Here is a 13,367-nt window from a genome sequence, read left to right on the forward strand (position 1 = left end):
TCCCGGCAGTAACCCAACTTTAAAGTGTACGCCCTATTTCGTGGCCGGCGCAAAGGCCGTGATCCAAACGATAAAATCTGTCTTTCGTATCAGAATGTTAACATTAAACTGCAAAATTTAGCGGGTTGGTTCGGGCAACGACCGCATGATGCGGTCATTCGACGATCCTGTCGAGATCATGCCGACAATGTGCGTTTGTACCCGCGCCGCTCCCATTGCGGCCCATTCTCGCAGAAAACAGTTCCATGCTTCAGAATCCGAAACGCTCGCATGACGACAAAAGGACCGAAGATACCGGAGCACCCGCCGATCTCGAATTCGAACGGGCCGTCTCCCTTTCCAGCAGGGCGCTGCGCTATGCCGAGACCTACAAAACGCCGCCAACGCCGAAGAACTTCGACGTTTGGTACGCATTCGCCTCAGGCAGGCCCGAGGCTTTGTGCCGTGAAATCAGCGAAATCATCGAAAAGGACGGCTCAATCGACTCCTACGAGTTGAGCCAGCTCCATTCGGAATATCTCGCCACCGGCGAAACCGAACGACGCCAGCAGGAAATGCTCGGCTATCATCTCGACCGCGAGATGGACAAGGCGATGCAACGCGTGCACAGCCACCTCGCGACGAACGAGCATTATTCGGGTTCGCTTAAACGGGGAGCGAACGAGCTTTCCGCGGCCGCAACACCGGCGCAGGTTCGCAAAACCGTGGAAGTTCTGATGATGGAAAACGCGCGGATGCGCGCCGAATCCGTCAAGCTCAACCGCGATCTCGAACAGACGCGCGTTCAAGTCCGCAAGCTGCGCACGAGCCTTGAAAAATCACGCGAGAACGAGTTCCGCGATCCCCTTACCAACGTGTCGAACCGACGCTACTTCGAGCGCGCCCTGACGCGGCTCGTGACGGAAACCCGCAGCACGGGCAATCCACTCTGCCTTGTCATGGCCGATATCGACCATTTCAAACGCATCAACGACACGTTCGGGCACCAGGTCGGAGACGACGTCCTGAAATATTTCGCGGCCCTGCTGATGAAGAACGTGAAGGGCCAGGACCTTGTCGCACGCTATGGCGGCGAGGAGTTCTGCATCATTCTGCCTTCCACGACGATCGGCAATGCGCAGCGCCTCATCACGCACATCATGGCGCAACTGGACAGCGCAAACCTTGTGATGTCACGCGGCAAGGATCCGATCGGCAAGGTCACCAGTTCATTCGGCATCGCTCATCTGCAACCCGGCGAGACCGGGGATCAGTTGGTGCAGCGCGCCGATGCGCGCCTCTACCAGGCCAAGCATGCCGGCCGCAACCGGGTTATCTGCGACCCCTCCGCGTAGGCTCCCCAAGAGTACGATCCGTACTTGAACGTAGACGGCAAGGAGTTCGCCGGTTTGCGAACAAGCCGTCGAGACGCTCTTACCCCGGACCTCATTTCGAATCCGTGTCGAGCCAGATCGTCACCGGCCCGTCATTGACCAGCGCGACCTTCATGTCCGCGCCGAAGATGCCGTTGGCGACCGAAACGCCACGGCTCTCCACCTGTTCGGAGAAATGCCCGTAAAGCCGCCGACCCTCGTCGGGCGCGGCCGCGGCGGAAAAGCCAGGACGGTTGCCCTTGGTCTCGGCAGCCAGCGTGAACTGGCTGACAATCAGAGCCTCTCCGCCAATATCGAGCAGCGAGCGGTTCATGCGGTCCTGCTCGTCGCGGAAGATGCGCAGATTGACGGCCTTGCGAGCGAGCCATTCGGACTGCGCCTCCGTGTCATCACGCATGGCGCAAACGAGAACGAGCAAGCCCGTCCCGATCTCGCCCGTTACCGCACCGTCGACGGTGACGCTCGCCTGCGAAACTCTCTGGACCAACGCCCGCATGGATCAGCTCCGCCCCTTAGCCGTTCAGCGCTGCCCATACCTTCTGCGGCGATGCGGGCATGTCGATGTGTCCGATGCCTTTCGCGCGCCACAACGCGTCGGTGACCGCGCTCACCACCGCGGGCGTCGATCCGATGGTCGCCGCCTCTCCCGCGCCCTTGATGCCGAGCGCATTGGTGGTCGATGGCACGTTGCGGGTGTCGAATGCGAAATTCGGGAAAAAATCCGCGCGCGGCATGGTGTAATCCATGAAGGTTGCGGTCAGAAGCTGGCCGCTCTCGTCATAGACGGCATCCTCGTAGAGCGCCTGGCCGATACCCTGCACAACGCCGCCATGCACCTGGCCGAGCAGCAGCATCGGGTTCACGGTCAGACCGTAGTCATCGACCATCGTGAAACCGACAATCTCCACCACGCCGGTCGCCGGATCGATTTCCACCTCGCAGATGTGGCAACCATTGGGATAGGTCGCCTCATCCTGCTTGAACTCGCCATCGGCTTTCAGGTCGGCCGGGTTGGTGGCAGCCGCAGCGATATCGGCGAAGGAGACCGACTTGTCGGTTCCGGCGACGACAGCCTGGCCACCGACCAGTTCGATATCGTCGGCGGATGCTTCCAGTTCGTCCGCGGCGAGCTTGCGGATCTTTTCCGCCAGCGCCTCTCCGGCATAGTAGGCGGATACGCCGCCAAGCGGGATTGAGCGCGAGCCACCGGTACCGCCGCCCTTCGCAAGCCGGTCCGTATCTCCCTGGATCACGGTGACCTTGTCGACATCGAGTCCGAGCGTCTCGGCGACGAACTGGGCATAGGCGGTAGCGTGACCCTGGCCGTTGGACTGCGTCCCGATATCCATCGTGATGGTGCCGTCGTCGAGGAGTTGCACATAGGCGGGCTCGGACCCGGCGAAGGCGCATGCCTCGATATAGTAGGACATGCCTATGCCGCGCAGCTTGCCGTTTGCCCTTGAGGCCTCCAGCCGCTCCTCGAACGCGGCCCAGCCGGCGTTTTCCATCGCCTGCTCCATACAGGCTTCGAACTCTCCGACATCGTAGTTGCGACCACCCTGTGTCAGGTAGGGCATCTGGTCGGGCCGAATGAAGTTGCGCCGGCGCAACTCCTCGCGCGGCAGACCAAGGTCACGCGCACAGGCGTCGACGAGCTTTTCGATCAGAAAGGCGGCTTCCGGGCGTCCGGCGCCACGATAGGCATCTACGGGAGCGGTATTGGTGAAGACGCCGGTCAAGTTGAAGTCGAGTACCGGGATATCGTAGACGCCCGTCGCCATCATCGCGCCAAAATAGGGAATCGCGACGCCGAACTGGTGGGTATAGGCGCCCATGTCTGCGATCAGTTCGATGCGCAGCGCCAGGAACTTGCCATTTTCGTCCATGGCCATCTCGGCATGGACGGTGTTGTCGCGACCATGGGCATCGACGAGAAAATGCTCGGTCCGGTCACCGACCCAGCGAACCGGCTTACCCAGGCGCTTTGCCGCTTCGAGAACCAGCGGATATTCGCGATAGACGAAGCCTTTGGGTCCGAATCCTCCGCCGACATCGGGCGTGACGACGCGCAAATCGATATCGCCGCCGAAAATGCCATCGCGTATGATGTTGCGCTGGCCATGCACCCCCTGCGAACCGCAGGTCAGCGTGAAACGATTGGCGTCTTCGTCGTATTCGCCGATTGCCGCCCTCGTTTCCATGTAATTGGAGACGAGACGGTTCTGCACGAAGTCAATTGACGTGACATGGGCCGCGTTGGCGAAGGCCTTCTTCGCGGCGTCCTGATCGCCCGTCGCAAAAAGATATGCGGTGTTCGAGCCGGCTTCCGGCCAGACAAGCGGCGCACCGTCTTCCATCGCACCGGTCATCGTGGTGACCGCATCATCACTGTCGAAATCGATCTCGATCAGTTCGGCGGCATCCTTGGCCTGGTCCAGCGTGTCGGCGACCACAAAGGCGATGGCGTCGCCGACATGGCGCACGCGGTCGGAGGCCAGCACGGGAATCGGACGGTAAGGCGCCTTCGTGCCGTCGGGGCCGGGCTGCATGCCCATCGCGGTCAGCGTACCGAGATGAGATATGTCATCCGCGGTGAGGACGAGATGGACGCCGGGCGCCGATCTCGCATCCTCAACGGACGTAATACGGAACGCGGCATTGGCGATCGGCGAACGGACGACGAAGCTTTCCAGCATGCCGGGCTTGCGGATATCCGAGGTGTAGCACCCCTTCCCCCGAATGAAGGCGTCGTCCTCCTTGCGGTGGACAGCGGCTCCGATAAGCGACTTTGCTCCGAATTTGGGCGGTGCGACATTCATCTTGATTTCATCCCTCTGATCCGCCATGTCCAAGGCATCGCATGTGAACATCGGCTGATTTCGCGTTTGGGAACATATGCGATGAAACCCGAATGTCGAGCATTTGGCTCGTCACCGTTACAAGTTTCGCCGCTCGCGCCCATGGCCGGTTGCGAGAAATCCCGTCAGACAGGAATGCTGCATGCGCACCGAAACCGGAACCGTCATCCGCCTCGAGGATTATCGGCCGAGCGATTATCTCATCGAAACGACCGATCTGTCCTTCAGCCTGCAGCCGGACGCGACCGTTGTGCGCGCCAAGCTCGGCATCCGGCGCCGTGAGGGCGTGCCGGCGGATGCGCCGCTCACGCTCGACGGCGATGAACTTGTTCTGAAAGACCTGCGGATCAATGGCGAGACGCTGGCAGAGAACGGCTTCACAGTATCGCCCGACAGGCTCTCTATCGGTGAATTGCCGGAGAGCGACACGTTTACCGTCGAGATCGAAACGGCGCTCGATCCATCCGCCAACAAGCAGCTGATGGGTCTCTACCGCTCCAGCGGGACCTATTGCACGCAGTGCGAGGCGGAGGGATTTCGCCGCATCACCTATTTCCTCGACCGTCCGGATGTCCTGTCGGTCTACACGGTACGTATCGAGGCGCGCACCGAGGACGCGCCGCTTCTGCTTTCCAATGGCAACCGGATCGAGGACGGCGTCCTCGACAATGGCTGGCATTATGCCGTGTGGCACGACCCCTTCCCCAAGCCGTCCTACCTTTTCGCGCTGGTCGCGGGCAATCTCGGCGTCGTCCGCGACAGTTTCACGACCATGTCGGGTCGCGACGTGGCATTGGAAATCTATGTCGAGCACGGCAAGGAACCCCGCGCGGCCTTTGCGATGGACGCGTTGAAACGGTCGATGAAGTGGGACGAGGAGGCGTTCGGCCGGGAATACGATCTCGATGTCTTCATGATCGTCGCCGTCTCCGATTTCAACATGGGCGCGATGGAGAACAAGGGGCTCAATGTCTTCAACGACAAGTATGTCCTTGCCGATGAGCGCACCGCGACGGACGCCGACTACGCGAATATCGAAGCGATCATCGCGCATGAGTATTTCCACAATTGGACAGGCAACAGAATCACTTGCCGCGACTGGTTCCAGCTTTGCCTGAAGGAAGGGCTGACGGTTTTCCGCGATCACGAGTTCTCCGCCGACATGCGTTCGCGCACAGTCAAGCGGATCGCCGAGGTGAAACTCCTGAAGGCGCACCAGTTCCCGGAAGACGCCGGGCCACTCGCCCATCCGGTTCGGCCGCGCCGCTACTCGGAGATCAACAACTTCTACACGGCGACGGTCTACGAAAAGGGCTCCGAAGTGGTGCGCATGATCCGCACCATACTCGGGCCGGAAAAGTTCCGCGCCGGTCTCGATCTCTATTTCGACCGCCACGACGGCGAGGCTGCGACGATCGAGCAGTTCATCAAGGCGTTCGAGGACGCGAGCGGTAAGGACCTGTCGCAATTCGCGCTCTGGTACGAGCAGCCGGGCACACCGAACCTCATCGTTTCGAACAACTACGACGCGGCGGCGAAGCAATTCACGCTGACAGTCGAACAACGTCTCAAGCCGCCGGTCGAAGGCGCGCCCCACGCGCCGATGCACATACCCGTCAAGTTCGGTCTTGTCGGCGCGGGCGACATGGAATGGAATGGCGTATCGGGCGCGGATGTGACCGGCGATGTCATCCATATTACCAAGCCGAAACACGAGATCGTCTTCGAAGGGATTGCGGAACGGCCGGTGCCTTCGCTTCTTCGCGGTTTCTCCGCGCCGGTGACGATCTATCCCGAGCCGGACGATGGCGAACTCGCCTTCCTGGCCCGCAACGACCCCGACGAATATGGCCGCTGGCAGGCCCTTTCGGCGCTCATCGCACGCCAAATGAAACAGGCGGCTTTCCGGACGGACGACGATTCCGGCGACGTGCTGGATCTCGCCACCTGCGATATTCTGACTCAGATCGCGTCGGACGACAGTTACGAACACGCATTCCGCGCCTTCTGCCTGACGTTACCCGGCGAAAACGACATCGCCCGTGAAATCGGATCCGATATCGACCCGGACGCAATCCACCGGGTGCATGCCGCCGCGTCGAGGCAACTCGGCAAGGCCGGCGAACGCATATTCGCCCGCCTGTTCCATGGCCTCGAGGCCAACGGCCCCTACTCTCCCGACGCGGTCAGCGCCGGCAAACGGTCGCTGCGCAACATCGCGCTTTCCTATCTTTGCCATGCCGCCGGCGATATCGAACTCGCCGCCAAGGTCTATGGCGATGCCGACAACATGACGGACCGCGCGCACGCGCTTGCGCTGATGGTGCATCTCAAGCCCAAGGCCGACGAGACCCTGGATGCCCTGGCCGCCTTCCAGCAGGAATTCCGCGCCGAACCCATCGTGATGGACAAATGGTTCATGATTCAGGCCACGGCTCCGGGTGCGAAGACGCTCGATTCCGTCAAGGCCCTGACCGGAAATCCAGGCTTCGCCTGGGACAATCCGAACCGCGTGCGTGCATTGATCGGGGCATACTCGACGGGAAATCCGACCGGGTTCAACCGCGCGGACGGGGAAGGCTATCAATTCCTCTGCCAGGCGATCGGCCGCATCGATGGCTACAATCCGCAGGTCGCGGCACGTCTTCTGACCGCGATGCGTTCCTGGAAGAACCTCGAAGCCGGACGGCGCGAACTGGCGCGCGGTGCGATGGCCACGCTGGCTGAGCGCCAAAATCTTTCGCGCGATGTGCGGGATATTCTCGACCGGACGCTGACCTGATCGGCCGCCCCCGGCCGGGCCAGCGATAAAAATCTCCCCTACCGACTGGACAGCCCGAATCACTTTTGATTCATTATGGGTGATTCGGGAGTGCGGTATCCGGATCCTGTTTCAGGACAAGAAGTTAAAGGCGGCCTTTGTGCGGGGCTGTAACGGTAGCCTACGGCGCCGAGGGGATAAGTGTTGTCAATTGCGGGAATAGACGGCTCTACGACAATGACCGGCCATGCACGGTTTCTGGCCGGTCCCGCCTATGCGCGTCTGGAGGCGATGGAGCCGCTTCTCAAACGCTCCATCCCGATCCTCATCACGATTTTCCTGGGTGTCGTTTTCCTCGCACGCGCAATGTCACTGATCGCCGACCGATCCGAGACGATCCATGACGGCCAGCTTTACCTGTCGCTGATATCCGGTGTCGCGAATTCAGCTGTCGAGAGCGCGCGCCATTCGGGCTTCGCTCCGGAGACCGCGTCGCAGTACGAGCACATTCTTGCGCGCGCACTGCCCGAGGAAGCCACGCTCAACGGTCGGTTCATCCTCGTTACGGACACGAAAGCCACGGTCATCGCCGCACGCGGACAGGATGCCGGCTTATTGAACCAGAACCTGCGGCAGCGACTGCACGGCGAACAGGCCCTCTTCCTTTTCGGCGCGGGCGCGGGCGTGCAGCCAGTGACGCTCGACGGTGAAACCTATATCGCGGCATTCGCAAAACTCGACGGCGGCAACGCCGTCATCGCGGTCATGCAATCGCAGGGTGATCTTTTCTCGCAGTGGCGCAAGCGTGTGTCGCTCAACGTGACGCTGTTCGTCGCCAGTTCATCGATCCTGATCATCCTGCTCTATGCCTATTTCGGACAGGCCGCGCGGACCAAGGAAGCCGACGAGACCTATTGCGAAACCCAGAAGCGCGTCGATCTCGCGCTGACGCGCGGGCATTGCGGGCTGTGGGACTGGGATCTCGCGCGCGGACGCATCTACTGGTCGCGCTCGATGTTCGACATGCTCGGCTACGCGGCAAGCGAGGATATCCTGTCCTTCGGCGAAGTGAAGGATCTCATCCATCCCGAAGACATCGATCTGTTCGACCTGGCCCAGCGCGCCGCCGCGCAGGAAATCCGCAGGGTCGATCAGTTGTTCCGCATGCGCCACGCCGCCGGCCACTATCGGTGGATGCGAATCCGCACCGAACTCGTGGAGAAAGGCGGTAGCGGCGTTCACCTGATCGGAATCGCCGTCGACGTCACCGAGCAGCACCGGCTGGAAACCGAGAACGCCATCGCGAACGACAATCTGCGCGCGGCCATCGAGAGCACATCGGAATCCTTCGCGCTGTGGGACAGCGACGATCGGCTCGTGATGTGCAACACCAAGTTCCAGGAATATAACGGCCTGCCGCCGGAAGCCGTTCAACCAGGCGCAGAGCGCTCGGCTATCAATTCGATGATGCGCCAACCCGTCAGCGAAAGGCGCATTCCCAGCCCGAAGACCCAGCACCAGGCACAGACCTTCGAGCGCCAGATCGCCGACGGGCGCTGGCTGCAAGTCAACGAACGACGCACGTCGAGCGGCGGAACGATTTCGGTTGGCACCGACATCACGCAGCTCAAGCTGCATCAGGAAAGACTGATGGAGAGCGAGCGCCGCCTGATGGCGACGATCGACGATCTGTCGGTCGCGCGCAAGGCATCGCAGCAAAAGGCCGGCGAACTCGAGGAACTGAACGCGAAATATCTGGAAGCGCGCGACCGGGCGGAAGCGGCCAACAAGGCGAAGTCCGGTTTCCTCGCGAACATGTCACACGAATTGCGCACGCCGCTGAACGCGATCATCGGCTTTTCCGAAATTCTCCAGTCGGGAATGTTCGGGCCGCTCGGTTCGGACCGCTACGAAGAATATGTCAGCGACATCCACGCATCGGGCGCTTTCCTGCTCGGCGTGATCAACGACATACTCGACATGTCGAAAATCGAGGCCGGGCGGATGCAGCTCGAACCCGAGACACTCGACCTCGCGCCGCTGATCGACGAAACGCTGCACATGATCGCGATACAGGCACAAGAAAAGAACATCGCCGTTGAACAGTCCATCGGCGAGACTATCCGCATCTTCGCCGACAAGCGTGCCATGAAACAGGTGGTCATCAACCTGCTCTCGAACGCAATCAAATTCACCGGCGAAGGCGGCCGCATCCGCATTCGCGCGAAATCGGTCTCGGGAGCGGTTCAGATTTCAATCGAGGATACGGGCTGCGGCATTCCGGCATCGGCTCTCAAACGGCTCGGGCGCCCATTCGAGCAGGTCCAGAACCAGTTGACGCGCAATCACTCCGGCTCCGGGCTCGGCCTTGCGATTTCTAAATCGCTGACAGAGCTGCATGGGGGATCGCTGAAAATCCGCTCGAAGCCGAACAAGGGCACGATCGTCGCCGTCCGCATCCCCTCCGACGTCCGCGAGACGGGCGATGGAGCGAACAAAAAACAGGGGCCGCACGAGACGGCCCCTGCCTGACTGGAGATCAGGAAAACGATAGCGGGATCAGTTGCGATCCCATCCCTTGCCGCCAGACCGGTGGAACTTTCCACCGCGATCACCCCGGTGGTGATCGCCACCGCGCAAGTTCATTTCATCCTGTTCGATCGCGCCGGACTCGTCGATATCGAGACGGGAGAACATTTCCTTGCGCTGGCTTTCGATCTCGGCGGTGGAAACCTGACCGTCATTGTCAGTATCAAAGCGCTGGATCATGCGTTCGGCGCGGCGAAGCAGCATCTGGCGCTGCATCTGATCGGCCAGTTCCACGGCGGTGATGTTGCCGTCGCCGTCAGCATCCGCATCGGTGAAGGTGAACGGCGATGTCGCCGCGAATTCCTCGAGCGTCACGGTGCCGGAATTGTCCTTGTCGGCCTTCTGGAACATGATCTCGAAATTCGGGCCTTGCCGACCTTCGCCGCCGAAACCGCGACCGCCGCGATTGTCCATGCCATGGCCACGTCGACCGTTCTCATTGGAAGCCATCTGGCGGCCCCATTTGCCATGTCCCTTGCCACGGAAGTCGCCATCACGCGGCCCCATGCCCTGGGAGCCCATGGCCTGCTGACCCATGCCCTGAGGAGCCATGCCCTGCCCGCCCGGAGCGCACGGCGCATTGCCGTTGGCGCCCTGCTGAACCTGGCAGTCCTGGTTGTTGCGCGGCGCCGGCTGGTTTCCGCCTGCGTTCTGGGCGTAGGCAGTCGAAAGTGCGGTGGCGGACAGTGCAACGCCGGCCACAAGCAATACGATCTTGGAATTGGTTTTCATGACAGTCGTCCTTTGCATCGTTCGTCACCCCCGATGCGTAGAAATGCCGACCCGCGCTTCCCTTCACGGTTCGGAACGCGGATCCCCAAGGACGGAACGGAATATCTCCGCCACATTGTCTTCGGTCTCCGCAATGTGCGCCCGCAAGGTTTCCAATGTCGGAAATCCGACGGCCGCGCACAGTCGATCGATCAGTCCTTTCGGTGCGGTTTCGGGGTCGAACCCCTTCTCCGAACACAACCGGACAATCTGCATGATCGCCGTGTAATCGGAAAAGGCGCGGACAAGGAGATCCTTTGCGTTTTTGTCCAGTCCGTCATCTTCCGATGACTTAAAGATATGCGCGGCGTCGCGTCCGTTCAAATTACGATTTGGTAAGCCGGACAAGACCATGAACTGCGCGATAAAATCGACGTCCGTGAGACCGCCTTCCGCCAGCTTGACGTCCCAAGGCGAACGAGCCGGCTTCTCCTTCAAGAGACGACGACGCATGGAGACGATGTCGGATTTCAGTTTCTCGATATCGCGGGGCATCTCGAGGATTGCCGTCAACTCGGTTTCCGTCTTCTCGCGCAGGCCCGGATCGCCCGCGACGGTGCGCGCCCGGCAAAGCGCCTGGTGTTCCCACGTCCATGCGTCCTCGCGCTGATACTTCGAAAAGCCCCGGAACGATGTCGCGAGTGGCCCCATATTGCCCGACGGGCGAAGGCGGAAATCGACCTCGTAGAGAACGCCTTCGGCGGTTGGCGCGGTCAGCGCGGCCATGAGGCGCTGTGTAAGCCGCATGAAATACATCGAGGCCACGAGCGGCTTTTCGCCGTCGCTCTCCGCGTCACTGGGCGCGTCGTAGAGCAGAATTAGGTCGAGGTCGCTGCCTGCGGTCATTTCGCGCGAACCGAGACGCCCCAGTCCGATGACGCACACCTCGCCCCCCTCGATGACGCCGTGTTTCTCGGCGAGTGCGTCACGCGCCGCTTCGAGCGCATATTCGACGATCAGTTCCGCGAGATCGGCGAGAGCCTGTCCGGCCCGCAAGGGCTCCAGGCTGCCAGTCAGAAGCCGTACCCCGATCAGGAAGCGCTGCTCGGAGGCGAAGATACGCAAACGGTCCAGCGTTTCCTCGTAGGCGCGCGCCTCGCCCAGAAAGTCTTCAAGTCGCCCGCGCAGATCCTCCTTCGCGGGAACCCCCGTGAAGAACGCCGGATCGAGCATGCCATCGAAAACCAGCGGCTTTGCGGCGATGATCGCTCCGAGCCGTGGCGCCGCCGACAGGATCAGCGCCATCAGATGGATCAGCCGGGGGTTGGATTGCAGCATGGAGAAGACCTGGATACCGGCGGGAAGCCCGGACAGAAACCGGTCAAAGCCGATCACCACATCGTCGGGCTGGCCGCTTTCGGCGAAGGTCTTCAGAAGAAGCGGCGTGATCTCGGTCAGCCGGGAGCGAGCCCGCTCGGATTGAACCGCCCGATACCGGCCCATATGCCACTGGCTGACGACCCGCCAGATGTCGCCGGGGCGCGAATAGCCCATGCGGGAAAGTGTCTCGACCGTATCCGGGTCCGACTCGCCGCCGGTAAAGACGAGATTGCCTTCCGAGCCGAGTTCGGCCTCGTGTTCGAACAAGGCCGCATAGTGGGTCTCGACCGTTCGCAGCGTTTCCAGCAAGTCCGCACGAAACGTTTCTGCGTCCTCATATCCCAGCATCCGGGCGACACGCTCCACGCCCGCCGGGTCATCCGGGAGCTTGTGGGTCTGTTCGTCGGCGATCATCTGGATCGCGTGCTCGACACGGCGCAGGAAGACGTAGCACCGGCCAAGCACCTCGGCCGCCTGCTGTTCTATGCAGCCATGCTCGGCGAGCGCATCGAGCATGGCGATCGTGCCGCGCCCGCGAAGCTCCGGCACCCTGCCCCCGAAGATGAGCTGCTGGGTCTGGACGAAGAACTCGATCTCGCGGATACCGCCGCGCCCCAGCTTGACGTTATGCCCCTCGATCGCGATCGACCCATGTCCCTTGTGGGCATGGATCTGCCGCTTGATCGAGTGGACATCGGCGATGGCTGCGTAGTCCAGATGCTTGCGCCAGACGAAAGGACGCAATTCGTAGAGGAAACGCTCCGCGGCGTCGATATCGCCGGCGGCGGGTTTCGCCTTGATCATGGCCGCGCGTTCCCAGTTCTGGCCGCGCGCCTCGTAATAGACGAGCGCCGCCTCGACCGGGATCGCCAGCGGGGTGGAGCCGGGATCCGGCCTCAGCCTGAGGTCCGTGCGGAAAACGTAACCGTCGCCCGTGCGCTCCTGCATGATCCGCACGAGACGCCGCGTCATCCGCCCCATGGTTTCGCCGATCATGTAACGGTCGGGCCAGGACAGCCCCGCCGGATCGGGGTCGAACAGCGCGATCAGATCGATATCCGAGGAATAATTCAGCTCATGGGCTCCAAGCTTTCCCATCGAAAGCATGATCCATCCCGAGCCGGCCTCCGGCTCATCGGGATCAGACAGGGTCAGCTTGCCGGTATTGTGGGCATCGCGCAGGATGAAGGCGATGGCAGCGCCCAATGCCGTTTCCGCAAACCGTGACAGCCATGTGGTCGTTTCACGGACATGCAGCGCGCCGGCGATGTCGCCAAGCGCGAGCAGAAGATGGAGCACCGCCTTCTCGCGGCGCAAAGCAGTCATGGTTTCGGCTTCGCTCGATGCGATCCCTTCTCCATGGCGCATCGTTTCGGTGCGCCTGAGTATCGCCTCCAGGGCCTCGGTCAGGGGAACATCGAACAGGCTTTCAAGAACGTCCGTCTGCCGCTCGATCTGATGACCGAGGAAGGGAGACAGCACCATGACCGCGACGAGGAACTCGGACAATGCGCCGCCATCACGAACAGCCTCGCCCAATCGGACAGCATCCGCTTTCTCGCAAGCTGCGAGAAGGATGCCCTGCGCTTTCTCAGCCGCCGCCGCATCGCCGGGATGAATCGTCTTCGCCGGTTTTCCAAACCAGGCCGTGCCGTCGTCCGCCAAGCGCCCCTCCGCAATATCACGAGTCTCGTC

At 61.5% G+C, this 13,367-nt stretch carries 7 protein-coding genes; 3 read left to right on the forward strand and 4 right to left on the reverse strand.

All coding sequences use genetic code 11. The features are described from left to right. Positions 1-245 precede the first annotated feature (245 nt). Entirely contained in the window at positions 246-1,334 is a 1,089-nt protein-coding gene (locus LC343_RS10590; protein ID WP_223477080.1) for a GGDEF domain-containing protein, read from the forward strand. 91 nt (positions 1,335-1,425) lie between these two features. On the opposite strand, the gene dtd is transcribed toward LC343_RS10590, so the two are convergent. After that, a complete protein-coding gene (dtd, locus tag LC343_RS10595; protein ID WP_223477081.1) occupies positions 1,426-1,869 on the reverse strand; it encodes a D-aminoacyl-tRNA deacylase in 444 nt (147 codons plus the stop codon). 16 nt (positions 1,870-1,885) lie between these two features. Continuing rightward, a complete protein-coding gene (locus LC343_RS10600; protein ID WP_223477287.1) occupies positions 1,886-4,192 on the reverse strand; it encodes a xanthine dehydrogenase family protein molybdopterin-binding subunit in 2,307 nt (768 codons plus the stop codon). 181 nt (positions 4,193-4,373) lie between these two features. Between LC343_RS10600 and pepN the strand changes: the two genes are divergently transcribed. Further along, on the forward strand, positions 4,374-7,013 hold the full coding sequence (gene pepN / locus LC343_RS10605; RefSeq protein ID WP_223477082.1) for an aminopeptidase N: 2,640 nt from the start codon (positions 4,374-4,376) through the stop codon (positions 7,011-7,013). A 216-nt stretch (positions 7,014-7,229) separates the two neighbouring features. After that, complete coding sequence (locus tag LC343_RS10610; RefSeq protein WP_223477083.1) at positions 7,230-9,524, forward strand: PAS domain-containing sensor histidine kinase; 2,295 nt, start codon at positions 7,230-7,232, stop codon at positions 9,522-9,524. A gap of 27 nt (positions 9,525-9,551) precedes the next feature. Here the strand turns inward: LC343_RS10610 and LC343_RS10615 are convergent, their stop codons facing one another. Both LC343_RS10615 and LC343_RS10620 read right to left on the reverse strand, forming a co-directional pair. Next, complete coding sequence (locus LC343_RS10615) at positions 9,552-10,313, reverse strand: EF-hand domain-containing protein (protein ID WP_223477084.1); 762 nt, start codon at positions 10,311-10,313, stop codon at positions 9,552-9,554. 63 nt (positions 10,314-10,376) lie between these two features. Then, a complete protein-coding gene (locus tag LC343_RS10620) occupies positions 10,377-13,337 on the reverse strand; it encodes a bifunctional [glutamine synthetase] adenylyltransferase/[glutamine synthetase]-adenylyl-L-tyrosine phosphorylase (protein WP_223477085.1) in 2,961 nt (986 codons plus the stop codon). Positions 13,338-13,367 lie beyond the last annotated feature (30 nt).

It is taken from the genome of Oricola indica (genome assembly GCF_019966595.1).
In the GTDB taxonomy this organism is placed as follows: domain Bacteria; phylum Pseudomonadota; class Alphaproteobacteria; order Rhizobiales; family Rhizobiaceae; genus Oricola; species Oricola indica.